The sequence below is a fragment of the Pseudomonas sp. 1928-m genome, assembly GCF_029269135.1.
Taxonomy (GTDB): domain Bacteria; phylum Pseudomonadota; class Gammaproteobacteria; order Pseudomonadales; family Pseudomonadaceae; genus Aquipseudomonas.
In genome coordinates, this window is sequence record NZ_JARIXO010000001.1 from 1,910,719 (window position 1) to 1,936,995 (window position 26,277).

Sequence of the window (26,277 nt, forward strand, 5' to 3'; positions counted from 1 at the left end):
TTAGCTGTTACTGGTCGAAGTAACGCTCATGCCAGGCCACCAGTGGCTGCGGCGCGTTGAGCTTCTCGCCGTAGATCACCGAGTAGGACAGCACGTTCTGCACGTACTGGCGGGTTTCATCAAACGGGATGTTCTCGATCCACACGTCATACGACAGGTGGTCCGCACCGCGCAGCCACTGCCGTACACGGCCTGGGCCGGCGTTGTAGGCGGCGGAGGCGAGCACACGGTTACCGTTGAACTGGCCGTAGATCTGGCTCAGGTAGGCCGCGCCCAGCTGGATATTGATTTCCGGGCGATACGCCAGCTGTGGTGATGACAGCGGAATGCCAAAGCGCTTGGCGGTTTCCTTGGCGGTGGCCGGCATCAGCTGCATCAGACCCATGGCGCCGACGTGGGATTTGGCATCGGCCATAAAGGCGCTTTCCTGACGGGTGACGGCAAACACCCAGCTGGAGTGAATGTCGCGGTTCTTCGCTTCGCGCACCAGGTGTTCGCGATGGGCCATCGGGAAGCGCACATCCAGATCGTCCCAGTACTGCGCCTGGCTGATGGTGCGGATGGCCGGGAAGTACCAGCCCATCTCATAAGCCAGGCGGGCCTGGGCAACCATTTCATCGCGGCTAAACAGACGGCTGACGTTGTACCACTCACGGCGGCCATCGGCGACCTGGCCCCGGGCGTGGAACTCCAGGGCACGGCGAATTGCTGCCGAGTTACGCACCTTCTGGATGGTCTGCGGGCTCAGCGCCAGTGGCTTGTTATTCAGCTGATAGGGCGCTTGCACCTGGTCGGCGGCCATAAAGCCGTAGAAGTCACGCTCCTTGGCCAGTGCCTGGTACAGCGCTTTCGGTTCCTGACTATTGGGCTGCGCCAATTGCAGGCTGCGCGCCTGCCAGTAGCGCCAGCGGTTGGTGTTACCCAGCTCGGCCGGCATTTTCCGGGTCAGCTGGTTGGCTTCATCCCAGCGGCCAAGGCGCAGCAGCAGGCGGGCGCGCCATTCGCTGACGGTGTTGTCACGCAGCTCAGGGTCGTACTTGGCCATGACTTGCAGGGCGCGGGCATCGAAGCGCTTAGCCAGGGTCAGGCCGATTTCGCGGGCGATGGCGACCTGTTCCTCGCTGGAAAACTTCATGCGCTGGGCATAGCCATCGAGCAGTTTCAGCGCACTTTCCGGGTCCTGGCGGGCCAGGCGGCGCAGGCCAAGGCCTACCACATCGGCCATGGCCGGGTCGGTCTGGGTAAAACGGGTGGTCTGTTTTAACAGTTCTGGTTTTTGCGCCACTTCCAGCAGGCTTTTGCCGTGATTACCCAGGGTCGGCATGGTCTTGATCAGGTGAGTGACCAGGCCATAGTTGCGGGCTTCGGCCGCCAGTTTGGCGCGCTGCCAGCGCTTCTGTTCGGTGAGCTGGCCTTCAGCGGCCCACAGTGCGAATAGCGGGTCGCAGGCGTTGGGCTGGGATTTACCCACCAGCCAGAGTTTCTCGGCAGTGGCACTGCCTTCGGCGCGCATGCCATGGCTCAGCTGGTATTGGCCATACAAGCAGTCGAGCTCGGTGAAGTTCAGCGCCGGGTCGTAGTAATTGATAAAGGTTTTCCACTCGCCGCGCTCGGCCAGCCAGCGCAGCCAGCGCAGCTTCATCCAGCTGATTTGCGGCAGATCGCCATGTTCGGCGAGGAATTTCTCGATTTCGTCATTGCTCGCCCATTTCAGTCGGGCGGTCAGCTCGTCATACGCCAGGTACGGCTCCAGCGGATAGTCACGCAGGGCGCTGGCATAGCGCTGGTAAGGGCCTTTATCGCCCTTGGCCAGTGCGGCTTTGGCTTGGTCGTAATATTGACGTTGTTGCGTCAGGGTGGCGGCCTGGGCCGCAGAGACGCTCAGGGAGGAAACCAACAGGCAGGACAGCAGGCTGAACAGGGGACCGCGCATGACACTTCCAGGCAAATAGTGCGTATGGCCCTAGCTTAGTCGTTTGCCTATGGGCGGTGAAGGCGCAAAGCGTTTCAACGCGTAATTGTCGGCACTAATCGCCGCTTGAGCCTTGGCAAGCGTGCTAGAGCGCTTGCCGCCTGGGCAGCCGGTGGCCAGGGCAGAATTTAGCGCGCCTGCCGCTGAAATTGCCTGCTTGGTCGGCGCGCTTCTCGGTTAGAATGCGCGCCCTGTTTTGCGGGTGCCTCGGGCAGCTGCAGATGATTTTCTGGGTGTTTCAGGTTGCCGCTGTGCACTGGATGCAACGAAGCCCGTTGCTCGGCCGCGGTTTTACCAGCGTTCACCCGTCGTTTTTTGTTGAGGCGTGCCATGACCCTGCTCAAGTTCACCGATATTTCCCTGGCCTACGGCGCAATGCCGCTATTGGACAAGGTGTCTTGGCAGATCGCCCGTGGCGAGCGGGTGTGCATCATTGGCCGCAACGGCACCGGCAAGTCGAGCATGATGAAGCTGGTCAAGGGCGACCAGAAGGCCGATGACGGCGCCGTCTGGCGCGCACCTGGCCTGAAGATCGGCGAATTGCCGCAGGAATTGCCCCAGGCTGATGATCGCACCGTGTTCGATGTGGTCGCCCAGGGCCTGGACGGTGTGGGTGAATTGCTCGCGCAGTACCACCACTTGGCGCAGAACTGTGTCACCGAAGCCGATCTGGACAAGCTGATGCATGTCCAGCAAGACCTCGAAGCCCGTGACGGCTGGCGCTTGCAGCAACTGGTCGACAGCACTCTGAGCCGCCTGCAACTGCCGGCCGACAAGACCCTGGCTGAGCTCTCTGGTGGCTGGCGTCGCCGCGTGTTGCTGGCCCAGGCGCTGGTGTCCGAGCCGGATCTGCTGCTGCTCGACGAGCCCACCAACCACCTGGATATCGGCGCGATTGCCTGGTTGGAAGAGGCTTTGACCGATTTCCAGGGTGCGGTGCTGTTTATTACCCACGACCGTTCCTTCCTGCAGAACCTGGCCACGCGCATCCTTGAGCTGGACCGTGGCGGCCTGATCGACTGGAATGGCGACTACGCCAGCTTCCTGGTGCACAAGGAAGCCACCCTGGCCGCCGAAGAAACCGCCAACGCGCTGTTCGACAAACGTCTGGCCCAGGAAGAAGTGTGGATTCGCCAGGGCATCAAGGCTCGCCGCACCCGTAACGAAGGCCGTGTACGCGCCCTCAAAGCCTTGCGCGTTGAGCGCAGCGAGCGCCGTGAACGCACCGGCAAGGCCAATATTCAGCTGGAAACTGCAGAGAAATCCGGCAAGCAGGTGATGGTGCTGGAAAACGTCAGTTTTGCGCATCCAGGTGGGCCGTTCCTGATCAAGGACTTCTCCATGGTGCTGCAGCGCGGCGACCGCATCGGCCTGCTCGGTGCCAACGGCACCGGCAAAACCACTCTGCTCAAGCTGATGCTTGGTGGTTTGCAGCCCACCAGCGGTGAAGTGGCCGAAGGCACGCGCATCGATGTGGCTTATTTTGACCAATTGCGTCACCAGCTCGATCTGGAAAAGACCGTGATCGACAACGTCGCCGAAGGCCGCGACTTTATCGAGATCGACGGGCAGAACCGCCATGTACTGAGCTACCTGGGCGACTTCCTGTTCAGCCCACAGCGTGCACGCACCCCGGTCAAGGCGCTGTCGGGCGGTGAGCGGGCACGTCTCTTGCTCGCCAAGCTGTTCAGCAAGCCGGCCAACCTGCTGGTGCTGGACGAACCGACCAACGACCTCGACGTGGAAACCCTGGAATTGCTGGAAGAAGTGCTGTTGACCTTCCCGGGCACCGTGCTGATGGTCAGCCACGACCGGGCATTCCTCGACAACGTGGTGACCAGCACTCTGGTCTTCGAAGGCGAAGGGCGCGTGCGCGAATACGTCGGTGGTTATCAGGATTGGTTGCGTCAGGGCGGTTCGCCGCGTCTGCTCGGGGTGGGTGAAAGCAAAGCCGGCAAGCCTGAACTAGCCTCAGCAGTGGTCCCGGCGCCAGTTGCGGCGGAGCCCGTGGCGGCCGTTGCAGCGGTGGCCAGCAAGAAAAAGCTCAGTTACAAGCTGCAGCGCGAGCTGGAGGCTATTCCAGGGCAAATCGATGTGTTGGAAGGGCAGGTGGCCAGCTTGCAGGAGCAGATCGGTTCGTCGAGTTTCTATCAGCAGCCTGCGGAAAAGACCGCTGAGGTGCTGGCGAAACTGCAGGCCGTACAGCATGAGCTGGAGCAATTGGTCGAGCGTTGGGCCGAGCTGGAAGGCTAAACCCGATGTGTTAAGTAGGTAACGCGCTCAAACAGGATTTTGAGACTTCTGGCGGAGACAGACATGGCCATCGAGTACCGCATCACTCTCGACGACAATCATCAGTTCAGCTACAGGATCGAGCTGGACCGGGTGTATGAGGCAGAGACTGCGCAAAGCGCACCCGCCTGGACGCGTCTTGAATACCAGCAGTGCAGCAATTGCCCGCTGAGCAAGGACAATTTCAGTCATTGCCCGGCGGCTGTCGATCTGCACCGGGTAATCGAGGATTTCCAGGGTCTGCCGGCATTCAAGAAGGTGGCTGTGTGGGTGCGTACGCCTGAGCGCGAGTACAACAAGCAGGTGGGGCTGGAAGAGGGCCTGCGTGCGCTGCTTGGGGTGATCATGGCCACCAGTGCCTGCCCGGTGCTGGGTAAGCTCAAGCCCATGGCGCAGCATCATCTGCCGTTCGCCAATAGCCAGGAGTTTATCCTGCGCACGGTGTCGTTGTACCTGACGCAGCAGTACTTCAACCTGCGCGAAGGGCGTACTCCTGACTGGGAGCTGAAGGGGCTGGTTCGTATGTTCCAGCAGTTGCAGCTGGTTAATCAGGCGTTCTGGCAGCGGATTCACGCCACCTGCGAGGGTGATTCCAATCTCAAGGCGTTCCTGACTTTCTTCTCCATGGCCTCGAGCATGACCTATTCGCTGGAAACCCAGCTGCAGAAGATTCGCCCACTGGTCATGAGCTCACCCGATAGCGGTGAATAACGCAAGCCGCGTTATTCACCCACCGCTCGCGTTACTCGGCTTTTTTCAGGCGTACGGCCAGCACATCGCAGGGTGCGCCGTGCAGTACGTCATTGGCCGTTGAGCCCAGTAGCAACGCCAGGCCGTGACGGCCGTGGCTGCCGACGACGATCAGGTCGCACTGCTGTTCTTCTGCCAGGCGATGGATTTCCTGGCGCGGCTGGCCGTAGGCCAGATGGCGATGCTCGGTGCTCAGGTCGGGGTATTTGCCGGAAAACTTGTCCAGGCGCTCGCGGGCCTGGTCGAACTGTTGCTGTTGCAGCATCGACAGGTCCATTGGTACATCGCCGCCAAAGGCCATGGCCATGGGTTCGACGATATGCACCACAGACAATTTGGCCCCGCTGCTGGCGGCCAGTTTCTGCGCGCGGTGCATAACCGGGTCGCATTCCTCGGTAAGGTCGACGGCGACCAGAATGTGCTGGTAGGGCATGGGTAACTCTCCTTGCAAGTGGTTCAATGGTTTTAGTATGGCCGTCCTGAGCGCTGATGACAGGCTTTTGCCGGTGAGATAACGATATGAGTCCTTGGTTTCTGCTTTTGCTCCTGGCCTTTTTGCTCAGCCCGCTGGCCTGGCTGGTGCCCTCGCGCCACCAGCGGGGGCAGATGGATGTGCGCTTGCAGGCGCGGCGTATGGGCGTGGCGATGCAGTTGTCGCGCCAGGAGTGGCCGCATTGGCTGCTGCGTCAGCCGCCGCATGCCTGTCCGCAATACCACCGCGCACGCCGCCGCGGCCAGGTTGATAGCTGGTGCTATTGGCAGCTGGAGCCGGGGCAATGGGTGAATAAATGGCGCGAGCCCTGCGCTGATCAGGCCTTGTTGACGCAACTGCAGGCGTTGCCGGCGGATGCATTCAAGGTCGAGGCGACCGATCAAATGCTGTCGGTCTGCTGGGGTGAGCGGGGCGCTGGGGAGGCGCTGGAGGCAATTGTCGCGTTTCTGCAGGCCAAAGCCTGAGCAAAAATTGTCTGGAGCAATTTTTAACGTCGCGTAGCGACGGCCCGAAGGGTGGCCGCCATGGATGGCAGGCCATAAAAAGAAGGCCCAGTGCAAGCACTGGGCCGGAGTACGGCCAGGCAGGCCGGTAAAGCGAATGCGGATGGCAGTGGTCGCGATCAGAGGTTGGTGGCTGCGTACTGGCCGGAAATCTGTTCAATGCCCTGGATGATGGTGTTGGAATACTTGTTGACCAGAAATGGCACGCTGTTCTCGTTGTAGTTGATCAGCGACTTTTCAATATAGCGCCATTTGGTGGCGACCCCTTCCCAGGATTGCTTGAGTTGCGGCGTGTTCTTCGGGTCTTTCTCCAGTGCCGCCATCTTGCTGGCGAACTCGCTGATCAGCTCTTCAATCGGTCGCGCATCGCCGCCGCCCATAAAGGTGGCGCCTACCGAGGCGCTGCGCGAGGCGTAATCCACGGCAATGCCTTGCATCAGCAGGCTCTGTTCGCGGCTGCGCTGGGTCAGCGTCGGTACGCTGTAGCTGCCTTCTTGCTGGATCTTGGTGTACAGCTCCTGGCTCAGGGTCATCAGCTGCTGGTTGCGCGCAGCCAGGTCGGCTACCGGTTGCAGGTCGGTAAAGCCTTGGCTCTTCAGGGCGTTGATCAGGTTGTTGAGGTCGATCTGATAACCCTTCCATTGCTGATCAAGCTGCGAACGCAGCGCTTTCGCACCTTCGCCGGGCATGTCCGTCAGCGCCGTCAGGTGGTTATTCACCTCACTCAGCGAGTCGTTGATCATCCGCGCATAGCGTTGATCACCTTCCATGCCGTTGAACATATAGAAGTCGCCCAGGGACTTTTGTGCAGCGAGGCGTAGCTGGTGCAGCTTCAGCAAGCTGGTGGCGGCATCTGCAGCCTGGGTCGCGGCGCTGAACAGGGGGAGGGTGATCGCGAGCAGGGTGCTCAAAACAATGGCAAGCATGCGGCTCGACATGGGGGAAACTCCGTGCGCCCTTGATTGGGCTCTAATTGTTTTTGTTTTGGCTACGGGCGGTCTAAAACGGCCGTATTGAGACGACTGTACCTGCAGCCAAATCATTTTGCTAGGTATGCACTGGATCACACTTCTGCCTGCAGAGTTGGCGAAGTAACCGTATATCGCTGCGGATCACCGCTTGTTCGCTGCAGAGTCACCGGCGTGCTGCTGTAAGCCTGAACGTAATTTTTTGTACGCCTTTGTAGTCACTACAGGCCAATTGACAAGTAGGGGCTTTTCCTTGAAGGTGTGCACACCCAAATCAAACGGGCGTATGAATTGAGCGTTTGCCTTCAAAGGCACCGCCTTTACAGCCCGATTATCGCGTCGGTGGGTGTGCCAGGCTGATTGGGGCTACTCTGAGACGGCTATGCCGTGGAGTAGCTTGCTGGTTGGCTCCGATGTGTACTGTTCAGCTTCCATACCGTGGAGATCAGTTGATGATTTACGAAGGTAAAGCCATCACGGTTAAGGCTCTTGAGAGTGGCATCGTCGAATTGAAATTCGACCTCAAGGGTGAATCCGTCAACAAATTCAACCGTCTTACCCTCAATGAACTGCGTCAATCCGTTGATGCGATCAAGGCCGATGGTTCGATCAAGGGCGTGATTGTCACCAGTGGCAAAGACGTATTTATCGTCGGCGCCGACATCACCGAGTTCGTCGACAACTTCAAGTTGCCGGACGAAGAACTGGTGGCTGGCAACCTCGAAGCCAACAAGATCTTCAGTGATTTTGAAGACCTCAATGTTCCGACTGTTGTCGCGATCAATGGCATCGCCCTGGGCGGTGGTTTTGAGATGTGCCTGGCCGCGGATTACCGCGTCATGGCCGAAAGCGCCAAAGTTGGCCTGCCAGAAGTCAAACTGGGCATCTACCCAGGCTTCGGCGGCACCGTACGTCTGCCGCGTGTTATCGGTACCGATAACGCCGTTGAGTGGATTGCCGGTGGTAAAGAAAACAAAGCGGCTGACGCCCTGAAAATGGGTGCAGTGGATGCCGTGGTTGCCGCTGACAAGCTGCAAGCCGCTGCCCTGGACCTGATCAAGCGCGCCATCTCTGGCGAGCTGGACTACAAGGCCAAGCGTCAGCCGAAGCTGGAAAAGCTCAAGCTCAACGCGATTGAGCAGATGATGTGCTTCGAAACCGCCAAAGGTTTCGTTGCAGGTCAGGCTGGCCCGAACTACCCGGCGCCGGTTGAAGCGATCAAAACCATTCAGAAAGCCGCCAACTTCGGTCGCGATAAAGCGCTGGAAGTGGAAGCTGCTGGCTTCGTCAAACTGGCTAAAACCCCGGTTGCTGCCAGCCTGATCGGCCTGTTCCTGAACGATCAGGACCTGAAGAAGAAAGCCAAGCAGTACGACGAAATCGCCAAAGACGTGAAACTGGCTGCCGTACTCGGTGCTGGCATCATGGGCGGCGGTATCGCCTATCAGTCGGCCTCCAAGGGCACCCCGATCCTGATGAAGGATATCCGTGAAGAGGGTATCCAGATGGGTCTGGCCGAGGCTTCCAAGCTGCTCGGCGGTCGCGTTGCCAAAGGTCGTATGACCCCGGCGAAGATGGCTGAAGCCCTCACCGCGATTCGCCCGACCATGTCCTACGGCGACTTCGGCGCTGTCGACATCGTTGTCGAAGCTGTGGTCGAGAACCCCAAGGTCAAGCAGATCGTGCTGGCTGAAGTGGAAGGCGTGGTTAAAGAAGACGCCATCCTCGCGTCGAACACCTCGACCATTTCCATCAACTTGCTGGCCAAGGCCCTCAAGCGTCCAGAAAACTTCGTCGGCATGCACTTCTTCAACCCTGTGCACATGATGCCGTTGGTTGAAGTGATTCGTGGCGAGAAGTCCAGCGACGTAGCCGTGGCTACCACCGTTGCTTACGCCAAGAAAATGGGCAAGACCCCGGTTGTGGTCAACGACTGCCCAGGCTTCCTGGTTAACCGCGTGCTGTTCCCGTACTTCGGTGGCTTCTCCAAGCTGCTCGGTTTCGGTGTGGACTTCGTGCGTATCGACAAGGTCATGGAGAAGTTCGGCTGGCCAATGGGCCCGGCGTACCTGTCCGACGTGGTCGGTATCGACACCGGTCACCACGGCCGTGACGTAATGGCTGAAGGCTTCCCGGATCGCATGGCTGTTGAAGGCCGTACTGCGGTTGACGTGATGTATGAAGCAGATCGCCTGGGCCAGAAGAATGGCAAAGGCTTCTACTCCTACGAAATGGACAAGCGCGGCAAGCCGAAGAAGGTCTCTGACCCAGTGGCTTACGACCTGCTCAAGTCCATCGTGACCGAGCAGCGTGAAGTGACTGATGAAGACATCATCAACTTCATGATGATTCCTCTGTGCATGGAAACCGTGCGTTGTCTGGAAGACGGCATCGTTGATACCGCAGCTGAGGCCGATATGGGCCTGATCTACGGCATCGGCTTCCCGCCGTTCCGCGGTGGTGCGCTGCGTTACATCGATACCGTCGGTGTAGCCGAGTTCGTTGCCCTGGCCGACAAATATGCCGAGCTGGGCGCGCTGTACACCCCGACTGCCAAGCTTCGCGAAATGGCCGCTAACGGCCAGAAGTTTTTCGGTTAATCGCGGACAGACTAGAGCGAGAGTGAATTTATGAGCCTGAATCCTAGAGATGCAGTCATCGTCGACTTCGGTCGTACCCCGATGGGTCGTTCCAAGGGCGGCATGCATCGCAACACCCGTGCCGAGACCATGTCGGCCAACCTGATCAGCGGCGTGCTGGCACGTAACACCAAGCTGGACCCAGCTGAAGTGGAAGACGTGATCTGGGGCTGCGTTAACCAGACCCTGGAGCAGGGCTGGAACATCGCGCGCATGGCGTCGCTGATGACCCAGATCCCGCACACAGCTGCTGGCCAGACTGTAAGCCGCCTGTGCGGTTCGTCCATGAGCGCTCTGCACACTGCTGTGCAGGCGATCCAGACCGGTAACGGTGACGTGTTCGTCATCGGCGGTGTGGAGCACATGGGCCACGTTGGCATGATGCACGGTGTCGATCCAAACCCGCACCTGTCGCTTTACGCGGCCAAGGCCTCGGGCATGATGGGTCTGACTGCTGAAATGCTTGGCAAGATGCACGGTATCAGCCGTGAGCAGCAGGACGCGTTTGGTGAGCGTTCGCACCGTCTGGCCCACAAAGCTACCGTCGAAGGCAAGTTCAAGGATGAAATCATCCCGATGCAAGGCTACGACGAGAACGGCTTCCTCAAGGTCTTCGACTACGACGAAACCATTCGTCCGGAAACCACTCTGGCAAGCCTGGCTGCGCTGAAGCCAGCGTTCAACCCGAAAGGCGGCACCGTGACTGCAGGTACATCCTCGCAGATCACTGACGGCGCTTCCTGCATGATCGTCATGAGCGCCCAGCGCGCCCAAGACCTCGGCATTCAGCCAATGGCAGTGGTTCGCGCCATGGCCGTTGCTGGTGTTGATCCTGCGATCATGGGTTACGGTCCAGTACCGTCGACTCAGAAAGCCCTCAAGCGTGCTGGCCTGACCATCAATGACATCGACTTCTTCGAGCTCAACGAAGCCTTCGCTGCCCAGGCCCTGCCTGTGCTGAAGGACCTGAAAGTGCTCGACAAGATGGAAGAGAAGGTCAACCTGCACGGCGGCGCGATCGCCCTGGGTCACCCGTTCGGTTGTTCCGGTGCGCGTATCTCCGGTACCCTGCTGAACGTGATGAAGCAAAATGGCGGCACCTTCGGTGTGTCGACCATGTGCGTAGGTCTCGGCCAAGGCATCACCACCGTCTTCGAACGCCTCTAAGCTTCACCGGTGTAAGAGATGGAAAAAACCGGGGCCCAGTGCCCCGGTTTTTGTTTATCAGCAGAAAATCTTCAAGGAATTCACCCATGCAGCTACAGCCCGGCCTCTACCGCCACTACAAAGGCCCTGAATACCGTGTGTTTGGCGTAGCCCAGCATTCCGAAACGGAACAGGCGATGGTGGTCTATCAGGCGCTGTACGGCGAGTTTGGCCTATGGGTGAGGCCGCTGGAGATGTTCTGTGAAAGCGTTGAGGTGGACGGCGAGACGGTTCCACGCTTTGCTTTGATTCAGGCTGAAACCGCACTGTTTACTCGGCCTTGAGCTGACATCGGGCCACTGCTGCGCTTGACCTCGGCCGGACCACCACTATATATAGCGGTGCCGCGCTAGCAGGCAGTACAGCGCCTCCCGCATTTATTTACCGAATTTCAGGAATTTTCCAATCCATGGGCAAATCGCTGGTCATCGTGGAATCCCCGGCCAAGGCCAAGACCATCAACAAGTACTTGGGCAACGAGTACGTGGTGAAGTCGAGCATCGGCCACATCCGTGACCTACCCACCAGTGGTTCGGCGAGTACCGCCAAAGAGCCGGTCAAGCGTGGTAAAGCCGCTGCAGGTGAAGTGCCGGCGCTGTCGCCCAAGGAAAAAGCCAAGCGTCAGCTGTTTGCGCGCATGGGGGTTGATCCCGAACACGGCTGGAAAGCCAAGTACGAGATCCTTCCAGGCAAGGAGAAGGTCGTCGAGGAATTGCGCCGTTTGGCCAAGGATGCCGACACCATCTATCTCGCAACCGACTTGGATCGCGAGGGGGAAGCCATTGCCTGGCACCTGCGCGAATCCATCGGGGGTGACGACAGCCGCTACAAGCGCGTGGTGTTCAACGAAATCACCAAGAAGGCGATCCAGGAAGCGTTTTCCAAGCCAGGCGAGCTAGATATCAATCGAGTCAACGCCCAGCAGGCGCGGCGCTTCCTCGACCGTGTAGTGGGCTATATGGTCTCGCCGCTGCTGTGGGCGAAGATCGCCCGTGGTTTGTCTGCCGGCCGTGTGCAGTCTGTAGCGGTAAAGCTGGTGGTCGAGCGCGAGAAAGAGATCCGCGCTTTCGTCCCAGAAGAATACTGGGAAGTGCACGCCGATCTGGGCACCGCCAAAGGCGCCAATGTGCGTTTTGAAGTGGCCCGTGAGAACGGCGCTGCCTTCAAGCCGCTGAACGAGGCCCAGGCCATGGCGGCCCTGGCCACGCTGAAAGCGTCTAGCTACAGCATCAGCAAGCGCGAAGACAAACCGACCAGCAGCAAGCCTTCGGCACCCTTTATTACCTCCACTCTGCAGCAGGCCGCCAGCAACCGCCTGGGCTTCGGGGTGAAGAAGACCATGATGATGGCCCAGCGTCTGTATGAGGCTGGCTACATCACCTATATGCGTACCGACTCGACCAACCTCTCGGCCGATGCCGTGAGCATGGTGCGCGACTTTATCGAAGGCGAGTTCGGCAAGAAGTACCTGCCGGCCAACCCGATTGCCTACAGCAGCAAGGAAGGCGCCCAGGAAGCGCACGAAGCGATTCGTCCTTCCGACGTCAACCTCAAGCCGACCCAGCTGTCGGGCATGGAACGTGACGCCGAGCGCCTGTATGAGCTGATTTGGCGCCAATTCGTAGCCTGTCAGATGCCGCCTGCTGAATACCTGTCGACCACAGTTACTGTGACGGCTGCGCAGTTCGAACTGCGCGCCAAGGGTCGTATCCTCAAGTTTGACGGTTATACCCGTGCCTTGCCGCAGCTGAGCAAGCCGGGCGATGACGATGTATTGCCGGAAATGAACCAGGGCGAAGTGCTCAAGCTGGTCAAGCTCGACCCAAGCCAGCACTTCACCAAGCCGCCGGCGCGTTACTCGGAAGCCAGCCTAGTCAAGGAAATGGAAAAACGCGGTATCGGTCGTCCGTCGACCTATGCAGCGATTATCGGCACCATCCAGGACCGCGGCTACGTGGCGCTGCACAATCGCCGCTTCTACTCGGAGAAGATGGGCGACATCGTCACCGAGCGTCTGGCGGAAAGCTTCTCCAACCTGATGGACTACGGCTTTACCGCCGGCATGGAAGAGCATCTGGACGATGTGGCCCAGGGCGAGCGCGAGTGGAAGCACGTGCTCGATGAGTTCTATGGTGACTTCAAGAAGAAGCTTGAAGTGGCTGAGGCAGGTGAGGGCGGCATGCGCGCCAACCAACCGACGCTGACTGATATCGCCTGCCGTGATTGCGGCCGGCCAATGACCATTCGTACTGCCTCCACTGGCGTATTCCTCGGTTGCTCCGGTTATGCCCTGCCGCCGAAAGAACGCTGCAAGGCCACCGTCAACCTGGTGCCGGGCGACGAAATTGCTGCGGACGACGAGGGTGAGTCGGAGTCGCGCGTGCTGCTCGGTAAGCACCGCTGTCCGATCTGCTCGACCGCGATGGACGCCTACCTGCTCGATGAAACCCGCAAGTTGCATATCTGCGGCAATAACCCGGATTGCAGTGGCTATGAAGTGGAGCAGGGCCAGTACCGCATCAAGGGCTATGAAGGCCCGAGCCTGGACTGCGATAAGTGCGGCAGCCAGATGCAGCTGAAAACCGGTCGTTTCGGCAAGTTCTTCGGTTGCACCAACAGCGAGTGCAAGAACACCCGCAAACTGCTGAAAAGCGGTGAAGCGGCGCCGCCGAAAATGGACCCGGTGAAGATGCCGGAGCTCAAGTGCGAGAAGGTCAACGACACCTACATCCTGCGTGACGGCGCTTCGGGTCTGTTTCTGGCTGCCAGCCAGTTCCCGAAAAACCGCGAAACCCGCGCGCCGCTGGTGTTGGAGCTGATCCCGCATCGCGACGAGATCGATCCCAAGTATCACTTCCTCTGCGACGCACCAAAGAAAGACCCACAAGGTCGCGCAGCGGTGATCCGCTATAGCCGCAAGACTAAAGAGCAGTACGTACAGACCGAAGTCGACGGCAAGCCGACTGGCTGGCGTGCGTTCTTTGATGGCGGTAAGTGGAAAGTCGAAGACAAGAGCTGATCAACAGCTGATTTAGCACAACGCGCGTCTGCCGCTGGCCGGCGCGCGTATGCTTATCCAATCCGTTATGGAGGGCGCCGCAATGGCCAATGAACTCTATACCCGTACCAACCAGAAAATTTTCTATGCCGGCTTGGCGCTGGAGTCCTGGCGCAAGGCTGAGCAAGGCCAGAGCATGAATGCCCTGGCCCTGATCCAGGCTGAGCGCGAGGCTGCGTTATTTCATCTGTACGGTGCCTTGCTCGGCCTGTGTCATGAGATTGCCGGTTACTACCGCTTGCCGGACAGCGCTGCTCCGCAGGCCGAGCGCTTTCTTACTGAGGAAGTGTTGCAGGCAGCGCCGAGCCAGGAGTTGGGTGAGCTGGTCGAGCTGGCACAGTCCGCTGACAGCTGGGTTGCTCAGCTGCTCAAGGCCTATGCCGGGCTGTTTCAGCCGCCGCAGGCGGGTAAGAAAGCCAAGGTCGATCCTGCTACGCCGTTGATCACTGCGGTCAGCCTGGATGAAGAGGTCGCGCCCCTGGCGCACGAGACGCTTGAGGCCTGGCGTCAGCAGGTAAAGGCTCTGGCACAGCGCTTTCGGCAAACCCTGAGTGAATGGTAAGAGGCTGATTGGACCGGCGGACTAGGGTGAGCCCGGGTCGGCTGTTACACTGTCGGCCTTTCGTGGAGAGCTAAGCCAATGCCTACATCATTCCTGGAAATTGTTGAATTGCCCGACGGGCGTATTGCCTTGCGTCGTGCAGAGGATGAAGAGTCACTGGTGGTGCTGGATTTCTCTGCCGATGCCAAGGCATTTCTGCAGGGGCAGCACGTCGAGGTGGCCAAGGCCATGCTCAATGTCGGTGTGCAGATGGCGGGGCGGCTGGCCGAAAATAATTTCCAGCAGGAAGAGGGACCGCGGGTTCTGCATTGATTGCAGCACGCGTTTGGCTCTGAGCTAGAGCGTTCTGCTCGCCATAGCTGTTTCTTGCATCAGGTTTTTACTGGCTGATACGCACATTCCTTGTGCGTGACCTTTGGCCAACTATCCCAAACTAATATTCAGGCTTTGCGCCTTGCCCAAACGTGCGGCCTGCTCAAGCTGTTGCCGCGCCTGGCGTTCCAGTGGGTGTAGCCAGCTGACTACGGTATGGCTGCGGCCCAGCGTCAGTGCCTGTTGCGCCAATTCCAGCGCACTTTGTTCGCCGCGTGGGTGCAGTAGCAGGATACGTTCGCGGTTCAGGCCTGCTTCGCGCAGCCAAGCCTGGGTAAGGCTTGAGGGTGGCGCGATCAGGGTCAGCCAGCGTGCGTCGTGGTTGTCGCTAAGCTCACGCAGAATCGGCGCGAGAAGGTTCAGGCAGTGCCCGGCTGCGCCCCGCAGCGACAGTTCACTGAACGCCTCTGTCCCATCATCCTGCCAAGGCAGCTCAGCGCTATCGGCAAGTAATGGCGTCACCGTCGATGCCAGAAATGCATCGAACAAAGGCAGTTGTGTACGGTTCAGTGAATGTGGGAACTGCATAGATCCTCCACTAGCAGGTGGTTGAAAACTACCTGCGTTGTCGATACTGCGTTAAAAATGCCCTCGGCAAACCGCTTGCGGTTAACGCGCTTCAGCGCGGCCCGAAGGGCGAGTGGAACGAGTAATGCTCATTTACAGCCGTAAACTCCGCTTCCTCGGCCATTTTTTCCTTGTCTCGCCTGCCTCGGCTCGGGCTTCCTGCTTCGCTCTACCTCCTGCATCCATGCAGTCGTCGCCTACGTTTTCAACGGCCTGCTAGCGGCGGATAACGCCGACGCTCAAACCTTCAATAATCAGGTCCTGTTCTTCCAGGTTTACTTCGATCGGCGCGAACTCTGGGTTTTCGGCAATCAGCCAAACCTTGTTGCCCTCGCGCTTGAAGCGTTTGACGGTCACTTCATCGTCGAGGCGCGCCACTACTACTTGCCCGTTACGGGCTTCGCGGGTGGTGTGCACGGCCAGCAGGTCGCCATCGAAAATACCGATGTCTTTCATGCTCATGCCGCGTACGCGCAGCAGGTAGTCGGCCTTGGGGTGGAAGAAGTCTGGATTGATCTTGCAGGACTCTTCGACATGCTGCTGCGCCAGGATCGGCGCACCTGCGGCGACGCGGCCAATCACCGGCAAGCCTTCGTCTTCCTCGGCATTGGGCTCGAAGCCTGGAATGCGAATGCCGCGTGAAGCGCCAGGGGTCATTTCGATTGCACCCTTACGAGCCAAGGCTTTGAGGTGCTCTTCTGCTGCGTTAGGTGATTTGAAACCCAGTTTCAAGGCGATTTCCGCTCGGGTAGGCGGGTAGCCGTTGTCTTCAAGGCACTGCTTGATGAAAGCAAGAATTTCAGCTTGGCGCGGCGTCAGTTTTAGCATGGTCGGCTCTGTTTTTTTGTACAGTGACTGGGATTATATACAGTGATCAGCGGTTGGCAATCCTTGTGTTCTGATCTCTACTCAATTGACCTTTATGTCGTCTGTTGCAGCGCACTGTTACTCGGGTCTCTCACGGGGCGTCTAGCTAGGGTTAACCTGTGCCTTCAGCGGATGTCTGTGACCACCCGGCCACAAGATGGTTTGCCCGGCTTGACAAGGCGGGCGGCTGAAACGTATGTTTCAAACAAGTGTTTGTTCAGATGAAAAGAGTCATGGCCCAGTCGGAAACCGTTGAACGCATTCTTGATGCGGCAGAGCAGCTTTTTGCGGAGAAAGGTTTCGCAGAAACCTCTTTGCGTTTGATCACCAGCAAGGCAGGGGTAAACCTGGCTGCGGTGAATTACCACTTCGGCTCGAAGAAGGCCCTGATTCAGGCAGTGTTCTCGCGCTTTCTCGGGCCTTTCTGCGTAAGCCTGGAGCGTGAACTGGATCGCCGTCAGGCCAAGCCGGAAACCAAGGTCAGCCTCGAAGAGCTGCTTGAGTTGTTGGTTGAGCAGGCTCTGGCAGTAAAGCCGCGCAGTGGTAATGACCTGTCAATCTTTATGCGGCTGCTGGGCCTGGCTTTTAGCCAGAGCCAGGGGCACCTGCGCAAGTACCTCGAAGAGGTGTACGGCAAGGTGTTCCGCCGCTATATGCAGCTGGTGCATGAGGCCGCTCCACGCATCCCTCCACTGGAACTGTTCTGGCGTGTGCACTTTATGCTCGGCGCTGCAGCGTTCAGCATGTCCGGGATCAAGGCCCTGCGGGCCATGTCGGAAACCGATTTCGGCGTTAATACCTCGATTGAGCAGGTGATGCGCCTGATGGTGCCGTTTCTGGCTGCCGGCATGCGTTCGGAAACCGGTCTGACCGATGAAGCCCTGGCCAGCGCACAGCTCAAGCCGCGCACCAAAACGCCAGCCGTCCCCAGCAAAGTTTGACCTCGGCGGGTGGGCTTGGTGGATGCTATCCGCTAAGCTAGCCGCCCATGGTTGCTCTCGATTTTCTGCATATTTCCCTCGCTGATCAGTGCCTGTACGGCTTCGCTAACGGGCAGCTGCAGCTGCGCCTGAGTGTTTCCACTGCGCTGAATGGCGCTGGTGAGCGCAATGGTTCCGGCTGTACGCCGCGTGGCTTACACCAGGTGCGGGCGAAGATTGGCGAGGGTTTGCCAAATGCCGCTGTGCTGCGCGGGCGGCGTTGGACCGGCGAGGTCTGGTCGCCTGAATTGCACGCGCAATTTCCCGGGCGTGACTGGATTCTTACGCGCATTCTCTGGTTGAGTGGTTGTGAGCCTGGGCGCAATCGTCTGGGCGCTGTCGATACCTTTCGCCGCTATATCTACATACACGGTACGCCGGACAGCGAGCCCATGGGCGTGGCGCTGTCGCATGGCTGCGTGCGCCTGCGCAACAGCGACCTGCTGGAGCTCTTTGCGCGTGTCCCGGTTCAATGTGCGGTACAGATTGACGAGGCCGCCTGCCCTGAGTGGGCGGTTGCGCCGCTTAATTAAGGAAGAGTTGTGAGTTCACCCATGCAAGGTTCATTGATGCTGGATATCGCCGGCACCTGGTTGACGGCTGAGGATCGGCAGATCCTGCGTCAGCCGCAGGTGGCCGGGTTGATTCTGTTTGCGCGGAATATCGAAGACCCGCGCCAGGTGCGCGAGCTGTCTGCGGCCATTCGCGCGCTGCGCCCGGATCTGTTGTTGGCGGTGGATCAGGAAGGCGGCCGCGTACAGCGTCTGCGTCAGGGTTTTGTGCGCTTGCCGGCGATGCGTGCGTTGGCCGATAACGCCAATGCCGAGCATCTGGTTGAGCAGTGCGGCTGGGTTATGGCCACCGAAGTGCTGGCTGCCGGGTTGGACCTGAGTTTTGCCCCGGTGCTGGATCTCGACCATCAGCGCAGCGCGGTGGTTGGCAGCCGCGCTTTTGAGGGTGATGCGCAGCGCGCCACTTTACTGGCCGGCGCGTTTATCCGTGGGATGAACGCTGCGGGCATGGCCGCCACTGGTAAGCATTTCCCCGGTCACGGCTGGGCCGAGGCGGATTCCCATGTGGCCATCCCGGTGGATGAGCGCAGCCTGGAACAGATTCGCGCAGTCGATTTACAGCCTTTTGCGCAATTGAGTCGGCAGTTGGCTGCGGTGATGCCCGCCCATGTGATCTACCCTCAAGTGGACAGTCAGCCGGCCGGTTTTTCCCGGCGCTGGCTGCAGGACATTCTGCGTGGCGAGCTGGCTTTTGATGGGGTGATTTTCAGCGACGATCTGTCCATGGCCGGCGCCCATGTGGTCGGCGATGCGGCTTGCCGTATCGAGGCAGCGCTGGTGGCAGGTTGTGACATGGGCCTGGTGTGTAATGATCGGGCAGCGGCAGAGCTGGCCTTGAGCGCCTTGCAGCGCCTCAAGGTGGAACCGCCGCAAGGTCTGGCGCGGATGCGTCGGCAGGCCTTCCCGGGTATTGAGTATCGGCAGAATCCGCGTTGGCTGGCGGCACTTGGCAGCTTGCGCGATGCGCAATTAATCGACTGAGGAGTAATGGATGACGGTTTACGCGATTATCGGTGGTACTGGTCTGACCAAGTTGGACGGTCTGACCATCAAGGCCGCGCTGCATATCGATACGCCCTATGGTGCGCCCTCTGCGGCGGTGCTCAAGGGTGACTATGCCGGCCGTGAAGTGCTGTTCCTTGCCCGCCACGGGCATCCGCACCGCATCCCGCCGCATCAGGTCAACTACCGCGCCAACCTCTGGGCGCTGCGTGAGGCGGGGGCCAAGGCGATTATCGCGGTCAACTCGGTGGGCGGTATTCATCCGGCCATGGGCACCGGGCATTTCTGCCTGCCGCACCAGATCATCGATTACACCTCGGGGCGCGAGCACACCTATTTCGAGGGCGAGCTGGAGCATGTCACCCATGTCGATTTCAGCCATCCCTACGACGCAGGGTTGCGCACCAAACTGGCCAATGCCCTGACTGCCGAACACTGTGCGTTCAGCAATCACGGCCTGTATGGCTGCACCCAGGGGCCGCGGCTGGAAACCGTTGCCGAGATTGCGCGGATGGAGCGTGATGGCTGTGACATCGTCGGCATGACCGGTATGCCGGAAGCAGTACTGGCCCGTGAGCTGGCTTTACCCTACGCCTGTCTGGCGCTGGTGGTAAACCCGGCGGCCGGCAAGTCCCGCGCGCTGATCACCATGGCGGAAATCGAACGCGCTCTGGAAGAAGGCATGGGCACGGTCAAGGCCGTATTGGCGCGCGTGCTGGCCAGCTGATTGAATCGTGTTTGTCTAGTCCTGAAATAGGTTTACACCTTTCCAGGTAGGTCAACAGACCTCAAAACGCCCGATGCACAGCATCGGGCGTTTTTTTTTCAGGGCCATGTGGGGCCGTTCCGTGTTGTAGATCTGCACCGCTTCTTCCACCATTTTCCTGGCTTGGTGCAAATCTTCTGGGCTACTCAAGAGCAGCTCGGTTTTGAGGATTCCGTTGATTCGCTCAGCTAGCGCATTCTGGTAGCAATCGTATCCGTCGGTCATTGAGCAGCTGATGCCATGGCGCTCATGCAGCGACTGGTAAAGCGCTGAACAGTATTGGATGCCACGATCCGAGTGATGAACCAAGGTGTTGTTCCGGCATCGCTTTCGCAGCGCCTGCTTGAAGGCGGTGGCTACAGATTCAGCATGCATGCCTTCGTGCACATGGTGGCCAACGATCTTTCGAGAGTAGGCATCCGTTACCAGACTCAGATACAGCGGGCCGCTACGAGCGGGGAGGTAAGTGATATCGGCCACCCAGACACGCTCAGGACCTGTCGGGACAATTTGCCCAGGGCCAGGTTTGAGTAAATTGGGATGGCGATAGAATCGATGAAAGCTATGTGTTGTCTTGTGATACGCCCGTTTGGGCAACACCAGCAGGCGGCGCTCTCCCAGCACTTGGAACAATCGGTCACGACCAATTTGTAGCTGCCTGTCAGGCTGACAGTGCAGGAGATAATGCAGCTTGCGCGTTCCTAGCCGAGGCTGTCGCATACGAACATGGCGAACATACTGAGCCACCTGCTCTGCCTGCCTTTCCTTGCCGTCTGCCACTCGATTACGTTTGTAATACGCCTGTCGGCTAATGCCCAGAAATCGACAAGCCCTGACCACGCTTAGCCCTTTGACTTGGCCTTGCGAGAGGACTTGCCGGATCGCTTTTTTACGAGAGATACGCCGTAATCATTCTTCAGCACGCCAACAACGGTCTCGAAGAACTCGGCCTTCTGACTCATCAACTCAAGCTGCTGCTCTAGCTCCTTGATCCGCTGCTCTGGAGTCAGCGTCTTGGGATCGGACATCACTAGGCTCCTCTCGACTCGGACTGATGCCCCCTGACTCCAATCCTGCCGACCGTGCTTACGTAACCATACCAGCACTGTTGATCGCCCTTGAATGCCGTACCGCTCCTGGGCCTGCTTGTAGGTCAGCTCGCCTTTTTCGATCTGATCGACAACAGCCAATTTAAAGGCCAGCGAGTAATCACACTGTGTTCGCTTTACACCTTGTTCCATCTAGATCTCCGGAAATTCGGGATGGGAGGTGTAAACCTTATTCAGAACGGGACAGCCAGAACGCAAAAGGGGATGCCGAAGCATCCCCTTTTTTATTGCCTAGCGGATCAGATCTGCGGTTTGACCGCTTCTTTATTCTGCTCCTCAGCTTCTACTTCAGTAAACAGCGAGCTTTGCGGCTCCTGGGTTACTTCTGCTTCTGCGTGCACTGCGGTTTCGGCCTTGGGCTCGACTGCTTCGATGCTCGTAGGTGCTTCGGCTGCAGTTTCAACTACGGCTTCGGCAACCACTTCTGCAGCCGGCTCTTCGGCCACCGGTGCAGCAGCTTCAACCTGTACGGAGGCAGCTGGTGCTTCGGCGGCTTCGCGGGCCAGACGCTCGGCTTCACGCTGACGACGACGCACTTCGCGCGGATCGTTGGGTGCGCGACCGGTGCTGCTGACGGTGACCGCGGGTGCAGCTTCGGCTGCCACAACTTCAGCCACTGCAACTTCCGCAACCGGCTCGGGAGCGGCAACCACGGCAGGTGCTTCAACGACCTCTGCGGCCGGCGCTGGCGCCTCTACAACAGCAGGTGCCGCTTCGGCGGCATATACAGGCGCTTCGCGGACTTCGACAGCTGGGCTGCTTACAGCTTCAACAGCTACGGTATCAACAACGGCTTGTGGCGCTTCAGCTGCAGCGACTTCGAGTGGCTGCTCCTGCTCGACAACTACCGGTGCGGCTTCAGTGGTCGCTTGGGTTGCTTCGTCCGCGCCAGTGATAACGGCGGCGGTCACTGCTGTAGCGACTACTGCGTTGTCGGCATCGGCTGGGGCTTCTGCGCCTTCCTCACTGCCTTCAATCGGGTTGCCATTGGCATCGTTCTGGCGCTCACGACGATTGCTGCGACGACGCTGGCCACGGGAGCGGCGACGTGGGCGATCGCCACCTTCGCTACCTTCCTGTTCATCGTCCTGCAGCGCTTCTTCAGCATTCAGTGCTTCTTCGTCGCTGGCGGCGGCAGCCTGTTCAGTACGCGGCTGGCGCTCTTCACGCGGTGGGCGCGGCTGGCGCGGTTCGCGTTGTGGGCGTTCGGCACGGACTTCTTCGCTGACCGTTGCGCTATCGCCAGGTGCGGCATCCAGTGGCTCACGCAGTTCGCGTGGCTGGCGCTCTTCACGTGGCTTGCGGTCGCGTGGCTGGCGCTCTTCACGCGGAGGGCGCGACTGACGCACTTCCTGCGGCTCGCGAACTTCTACGACGTCACGCGGGCTGCGTTCTTCGCGCGGAGCGCGGTCCTCGCGTGGCGCACGCTCTTCGCGCGGAGCGCGTTCTTCACGCGGTGCACGCTCTTCGCGAGCTGCGCGAGGCTGGCGCTCTTCACGCGGTGCGCGTTCTTCACGTGGGCCACGGTCTTCGCGAGGCTTGCGCTCTTCGTTGTTGCGACCACCGCGGCTGCGGTTCTGCTGGCGACCGTTGCGGCGCTCATCGCTGCGCTGTGGGCGTTCGCTGGTTTTCTTCTCGACGACAGCAGGCTTCTCTTCTTCCTTGCTGGCGAACAGGCTGACCAGCGACTTGACCAGGCCCTTGAACAGGCTTGGCTCGGCAGCAGCTACAGGCTGTGCGGCTACTGCTTCAACCGGGGTTGGTGCAGTGCGCTGCGGCGCGGTCTTGATTGCGGCTTCCTGGCGAACCAGGGTGCGCGTTGCGGCGGCCTGCTTCTCTTCTTCCACTTCAATGGTCGCCATTTCATAGCTGGATTGAGTGGACTGAGCTTCCGGGCTGTCGTCACGGATGCGGGTGACTTCGAAGTGCGGCGTTTCCAGGTGATCGTTCGGCACGATGACGATGCGCGCACGGGTACGCAGTTCGGTCTTGGTGATCGAGTTGCGTTTTTCGTTGAGCAGGAAGGCGGCAACTGGAATTGGCACTTGTGCGCGAACTTCAGCAGTGCGGTCTTTCAGGGCTTCTTCTTCGATCAGGCGCAGAATGGCCAGCGATAGCGATTCAACGTCACGGATGATGCCTTGACCATTGCAGCGTGGGCAGACGATACCGCTGCTTTCACCCAGGGACGGACGCAGGCGCTGACGCGACATTTCCAGCAGACCGAAGCGCGAGATGCGACCCACCTGTACGCGGGCACGGTCGGCTTCCAGGCTTTCACGGACTTTTTCTTCCACGGCGCGTTGGTTCTTCGCCGGGGTCATGTCGATAAAGTCGATAACGATCAGGCCGCCGATGTCGCGAAGGCGCAGCTGACGGGCGATTTCTTCAGCCGCTTCCAGGTTGGTCTGCAGGGCAGTTTCTTCGATGTCGCTGCCTTTGGTCGCGCGGGCCGAGTTGATGTCGATGGACACCAGGGCTTCGGTCGGATCGATCACGATGGATCCACCGGACGGCAGTTTCACTTCGCGCTGGAAGGCGGTTTCGATCTGGCTTTCGATCTGGAAGCGGTTGAACAGCGGAACGCTGTCTTCATACAGCTTGATCTTGCTGGCGTACTGCGGCATCACCTGGTTTATGAAACTCAGGGCTTCCTGCTGCGCTTCAATGCTGTCGACCAGTACTTCGCCGATGTCCTGGCGCAGGTAGTCGCGGATGGCGCGGATGATCACGTTGCTTTCCTGATAGATCAGGAAGGGGGCAGCGCGGTCCAGCGAGGCTTCTTTGATAGCGGTCCAGAGTTGCAGCAGGTAGTCGAGGTCCCACTGCATTTCTTCGCTGGAGCGGCCAAGGCCTGCAGTGCGCACGATCAAGCCCATGTCGCTTGGCGCGACCAGACCGTTCAGTGCTTCACGCAGTTCATTACGCTCTTCGCCTTCGATACGACGCGAGATGCCACCGGCGCGCGGGTTGTTCGGCATCAGGACCAGGTAACGGCCAGCGAGGCTGATAAAGGTGGTCAGGGCTGCGCCCTTGTTGCCACGCTCTTCTTTCTCGACCTGAACGATGACTTCCTGGCCTTCCCGGAGCACGTCTTTAATGTTGACGCGGCCTTCTGGAGCCTTGCTGAAATATTCGCGGGAGATTTCTTTGAGCGGCAGAAAACCGTGGCGCTCAGAGCCGAAGTCGACGAAAGCAGCTTCGAGGCTAGGTTCTACGCGGGTTATTTTCCCTTTGTAGATGTTGGATTTTTTTTGCTCACGGGCGCCGGACTCGATGTCCAGGTCGTAGAGTTTCTGCCCATCTACCAGGGCAACACGCAACTCTTCGGGCTGAGTTGCGTTAATCAGCATTCTTTTCATGTAGTACCGTCGGTTTCCGGTGCTGGCGGAAGCGGCGTTCGGCACACACGACTTCAGGGGTCGGTGTCAGGTGCGTCAGGAACGGTCGTAAAGCGTTCCAGTGTCTAGCGGCGGTCAGCCAATTGTGCTGGGCCGCGACGGACGTCTCCTGCTCGCTGTGATAACAGAAAGCACTAAGTCAGGAGGAGGAATCAGCTGTTGGTAGCGGACGAGATGAGGCGTCTTGGTAAAGCGAGCTGCTACGCGGACCAACAGTTGTACATCTCCACCCTACACGTATCGCTGAAACTCGGGTGCCGCTCGCGAAAATCCGCAGCGGGTTAACTATTACCGCAACCGTCCAAAGGGGCAGGCTGCGCATCATGGCTTATAGGCTTTATTTCCGAGTTATTCACAGCCTTGGAGGCTTTTCTTTCGTTGAATAACCCGTCGGACGGCCTCACGTCCCAAATGGGTTGCGTTGGTTGGGGATGGCAGTTTTGGCGATCATCCGCAAACCAGGCCGCTTTTGGCGGCGTTCCCGACTATAGCAGCAATGATTAAGTGCTTCAATTCCATAAAAAATTGTTATGATTGCGCGATGACAAATCCTTCCCCTCCAACCTCCGGCGTCCAGCTGCTCGAGGTTGCGCCGGAACTTGCCGGCCAACGCATCGATAACTTTCTCCGCACCCAGCTTAAAGGCGTGCCCAAGACTTTGATTTACCGGATTTTGCGTAAAGGCGAAGTGCGTGTGAATAAAGGTCGGATCAAGCCCGAATATAAGCTGCAGGCCGGCGACATCATTCGTGTGCCGCCACTGCGCCTGGCTGAGCGCGATGAGCCCGAGCCGCTAGCTCAAGGTCTTTTGCAGCGCCTTGAGGCAGCGATTGTCTATGAAGACAAGGCGCTGATCGTGCTGAATAAGCCCGCAGGCATTGCTGTGCATGGCGGCAGTGGCCTGAATTACGGGGTTATCGAAGCCTTTCGTCAGTTGCGCCCGGACGCCAAGGACCTGGAGTTGGTGCATCGCCTGGATCGCGACACCTCGGGTCTGCTGATGATTGCCAAGAAACGCAGCATGCTGCGTCACCTGCATGAAGCCTTGCGTGGCGATGGCGTGGATAAGCGCTATATGGCGCTGGTGCGCGGCCACTGGGCTACGGCGAAAAAACAGGTCAATGCGCCGCTGCTTAAGAGCAATCTGCGTTCCGGTGAGCGCATGGTCGAGGTCAATCCTGAAGGTAAGGAGGCCTTGACTATTTTCCGTGTGCTGCGCCGCTTCGGCGAGTTCGCCACTCTGGTCGAGGCCAAGCCGGTGACCGGGCGTACCCACCAGATTCGTGTACATGCGCAGCATGCCGGGCACTGCATTGCCGGTGACAGCAAGTACGGCGATGACGACTTCACTAAGGAAATTCGCGATCTAGGCGGCAAGCGCCTGTTTTTGCATGCCTATGAGTTGGTCGTGCCGCTGCCTGAGGGTGGTCAGCTCAAGCTTGCCGCGCCAGTCGATGAAATGTGGGCGCGAACCCTGGAGCGTCTCGGTGCCTGATTCTCAGGTGCGTGATTGTCAGGAGCGTCGCTACCAGCTGCTGATCTTCGATTGGGATGGCACCTTGGTCGATTCCATCGGTCGGATCGTTGCGGCGATGCACCTGGCTGCCGATGCCTGTGAGTTGCCGCGCTGCACCGATGATCAGGTGCGCGGCATTATCGGTTTGGGTTTGCCTGAGGCGATTCGTTGCCTGTATCCGGATATGCGTGATGCGCCTCGCGCACAACGTTTGCGGCAAAGCTACAGCGAAAACTACCTGGCCCTGGAGTCCGAGCCGTCGGCGCTGTTCCATGGTGTGGCTGAGGGCTTGGAGGCGTTTCGTGCCGAGGGCTATCGTCTGGCGGTGGCGACTGGTAAAGGTCGGCATGGCTTGCAGCGGGTGTTGGCTGATCGTGGCTGGCTAGACTATTTCGACTACAGCCGCTGCGCCGATGAAACGGCGAGCAAGCCGGACCCGCTGATGCTGCATGAGATTCTTGCGCAAAGCGGTGTTGCAGCCAGTCAGGCGCTGATGGTCGGCGACTCGTCCTTCGATCTGTTGATGGCACAACGCGCTGGCATGGATTGTGTGGCGGTCGGTTATGGCGCGCAGCCGTTGCAGGCGCTGCGTGCGTGTCAGCCAACAATGGCAATAGAATGTTTTACCGAGTTGCGCGCCTGGCTGGGTCGGCGTGCGTCTAATCAGTCAGTTTGAGGTGGT

At 59.2% G+C, this 26,277-nt stretch carries 22 protein-coding genes and 1 pseudogene; 15 read left to right on the forward strand and 8 right to left on the reverse strand.

The annotated features are described in order from the left end of the window. Nucleotides 1–7 precede the first annotated feature (7 nt). A complete protein-coding gene (locus P3C18_RS08615; protein ID WP_275961401.1) occupies nucleotides 8–1,933 on the reverse strand; it encodes a transglycosylase SLT domain-containing protein in 1,926 nt (641 codons plus the stop codon). 167 nt (nucleotides 1,934–2,100) lie between these two features. Next, the gene (locus tag P3C18_RS08620) at nucleotides 2,101–2,304 is read right to left on the reverse strand and encodes a hypothetical protein (RefSeq protein WP_275961402.1); all 204 of its coding nucleotides are present in this window, start codon (nucleotides 2,302–2,304) and stop codon (nucleotides 2,101–2,103) included. Here P3C18_RS08620 and P3C18_RS08625 point away from each other — a divergent pair. Further along, nucleotides 2,303–4,225, forward strand: coding sequence for an ATP-binding cassette domain-containing protein (locus P3C18_RS08625; RefSeq protein ID WP_275961403.1), 1,923 nt, complete (start codon nucleotides 2,303–2,305; stop codon nucleotides 4,223–4,225). The two genes, P3C18_RS08620 and P3C18_RS08625, sit on opposite strands and share 2 nt — an antisense overlap. Before the next feature lie 63 nt (nucleotides 4,226–4,288). Then, nucleotides 4,289–4,975: a hypothetical protein gene (locus P3C18_RS08630; RefSeq protein ID WP_275961404.1), complete on the forward strand. Its 687-nt coding sequence runs from the start codon at nucleotides 4,289–4,291 to the stop codon at nucleotides 4,973–4,975. A 31-nt stretch (nucleotides 4,976–5,006) separates the two neighbouring features. Here P3C18_RS08630 and P3C18_RS08635 read toward each other — a convergent pair whose 3' ends face one another. Continuing rightward, a complete protein-coding gene (locus P3C18_RS08635; protein WP_275961405.1) occupies nucleotides 5,007–5,447 on the reverse strand; it encodes a universal stress protein in 441 nt (146 codons plus the stop codon). An 86-nt stretch (nucleotides 5,448–5,533) separates the two neighbouring features. On the opposite strand from P3C18_RS08635, the gene P3C18_RS08640 reads away from it, so the two are divergent. After that, nucleotides 5,534–5,971, forward strand: a complete 438-nt coding sequence (locus P3C18_RS08640) for a hypothetical protein (RefSeq protein ID WP_275961406.1) — start codon at nucleotides 5,534–5,536, stop codon at nucleotides 5,969–5,971. Between the two features lie 158 nt (nucleotides 5,972–6,129). On the opposite strand, the gene P3C18_RS08645 is transcribed toward P3C18_RS08640, so the two are convergent. Further along, entirely contained in the window at nucleotides 6,130–6,948 is an 819-nt protein-coding gene (locus tag P3C18_RS08645) for a hypothetical protein (RefSeq protein WP_275961407.1), read from the reverse strand. Nucleotides 6,949–7,430: 482 nt separating this feature from the next. On the opposite strand from P3C18_RS08645, the gene fadB reads away from it, so the two are divergent. The 6 genes from fadB to P3C18_RS08675 all read left to right on the forward strand — a co-directional run bounded on the left by fadB (nucleotide 7,431) and on the right by P3C18_RS08675 (nucleotide 14,755). After that, nucleotides 7,431–9,578, forward strand: a complete 2,148-nt coding sequence (gene fadB, locus P3C18_RS08650) for a fatty acid oxidation complex subunit alpha FadB (RefSeq protein WP_275961408.1) — start codon at nucleotides 7,431–7,433, stop codon at nucleotides 9,576–9,578. Between the two features lie 30 nt (nucleotides 9,579–9,608). Further along, nucleotides 9,609–10,784: an acetyl-CoA C-acyltransferase FadA gene (gene fadA, locus P3C18_RS08655; RefSeq protein ID WP_090248066.1), complete on the forward strand. Its 1,176-nt coding sequence runs from the start codon at nucleotides 9,609–9,611 to the stop codon at nucleotides 10,782–10,784. 86 nt (nucleotides 10,785–10,870) lie between these two features. Then, a complete protein-coding gene (locus P3C18_RS08660) occupies nucleotides 10,871–11,107 on the forward strand; it encodes a DUF1653 domain-containing protein (RefSeq protein ID WP_090387350.1) in 237 nt (78 codons plus the stop codon). A 125-nt stretch (nucleotides 11,108–11,232) separates the two neighbouring features. Then, nucleotides 11,233–13,842, forward strand: a complete 2,610-nt coding sequence (gene topA, locus P3C18_RS08665; RefSeq protein ID WP_275961409.1) for a type I DNA topoisomerase — start codon at nucleotides 11,233–11,235, stop codon at nucleotides 13,840–13,842. 82 nt (nucleotides 13,843–13,924) lie between these two features. Continuing rightward, nucleotides 13,925–14,443: a DUF6586 family protein gene (locus tag P3C18_RS08670; RefSeq protein WP_275961410.1), complete on the forward strand. Its 519-nt coding sequence runs from the start codon at nucleotides 13,925–13,927 to the stop codon at nucleotides 14,441–14,443. Between the two features lie 78 nt (nucleotides 14,444–14,521). Then, complete coding sequence (locus tag P3C18_RS08675; RefSeq protein ID WP_090248059.1) at nucleotides 14,522–14,755, forward strand: hypothetical protein; 234 nt, start codon at nucleotides 14,522–14,524, stop codon at nucleotides 14,753–14,755. 111 nt (nucleotides 14,756–14,866) lie between these two features. Here P3C18_RS08675 and sulA read toward each other — a convergent pair whose 3' ends face one another. Continuing rightward, entirely contained in the window at nucleotides 14,867–15,343 is a 477-nt protein-coding gene (gene sulA / locus P3C18_RS08680) for an SOS-induced cell division inhibitor SulA (protein ID WP_275961411.1), read from the reverse strand. Nucleotides 15,344–15,598: 255 nt separating this feature from the next. Then, nucleotides 15,599–16,210, reverse strand: coding sequence for a transcriptional repressor LexA (gene lexA, locus P3C18_RS08685; protein WP_160084936.1), 612 nt, complete (start codon nucleotides 16,208–16,210; stop codon nucleotides 15,599–15,601). A gap of 272 nt (nucleotides 16,211–16,482) precedes the next feature. On the opposite strand from lexA, the gene P3C18_RS08690 reads away from it, so the two are divergent. The 4 genes from P3C18_RS08690 to P3C18_RS08705 are packed head-to-tail and all read left to right on the forward strand — an operon-like array spanning nucleotide 16,483 to nucleotide 19,530. Further along, nucleotides 16,483–17,190 carry a TetR/AcrR family transcriptional regulator gene (locus tag P3C18_RS08690; RefSeq protein WP_275961412.1) on the forward strand — a complete coding sequence of 236 codons (708 nt, stop codon included), beginning with the start codon at nucleotides 16,483–16,485 and terminating at the stop codon, nucleotides 17,188–17,190. A 47-nt stretch (nucleotides 17,191–17,237) separates the two neighbouring features. Further along, nucleotides 17,238–17,762 (forward strand): L,D-transpeptidase, encoded by a 525-nt coding sequence (locus P3C18_RS08695; RefSeq protein WP_275961413.1) that lies wholly within the window; start codon nucleotides 17,238–17,240, stop codon nucleotides 17,760–17,762. Between the two features lie 21 nt (nucleotides 17,763–17,783). Continuing rightward, entirely contained in the window at nucleotides 17,784–18,782 is a 999-nt protein-coding gene (gene nagZ, locus P3C18_RS08700) for a beta-N-acetylhexosaminidase (RefSeq protein WP_275961414.1), read from the forward strand. A 10-nt stretch (nucleotides 18,783–18,792) separates the two neighbouring features. Then, nucleotides 18,793–19,530 (forward strand): S-methyl-5'-thioinosine phosphorylase, encoded by a 738-nt coding sequence (locus tag P3C18_RS08705; RefSeq protein ID WP_275961415.1) that lies wholly within the window; start codon nucleotides 18,793–18,795, stop codon nucleotides 19,528–19,530. Nucleotides 19,531–19,591: 61 nt separating this feature from the next. Here P3C18_RS08705 and P3C18_RS08710 read toward each other — a convergent pair. Beyond that, a pseudogene (locus P3C18_RS08710) lies at nucleotides 19,592–20,810 on the reverse strand (IS3 family transposase). Between the two features lie 107 nt (nucleotides 20,811–20,917). Next, nucleotides 20,918–24,040: a ribonuclease E gene (gene rne, locus P3C18_RS08715; protein WP_275961416.1), complete on the reverse strand. Its 3,123-nt coding sequence runs from the start codon at nucleotides 24,038–24,040 to the stop codon at nucleotides 20,918–20,920. Nucleotides 24,041–24,620: 580 nt separating this feature from the next. Here rne and rluC point away from each other — a divergent pair. Both rluC and P3C18_RS08725 read left to right on the forward strand, forming a co-directional pair. Continuing rightward, entirely contained in the window at nucleotides 24,621–25,574 is a 954-nt protein-coding gene (gene rluC, locus P3C18_RS08720) for a 23S rRNA pseudouridine(955/2504/2580) synthase RluC (protein ID WP_275961417.1), read from the forward strand. Next, entirely contained in the window at nucleotides 25,567–26,271 is a 705-nt protein-coding gene (locus P3C18_RS08725; protein ID WP_275961418.1) for an HAD-IA family hydrolase, read from the forward strand. Before rluC ends, P3C18_RS08725 begins: the two co-directional genes overlap by 8 nt. Nucleotides 26,272–26,277 lie beyond the last annotated feature (6 nt).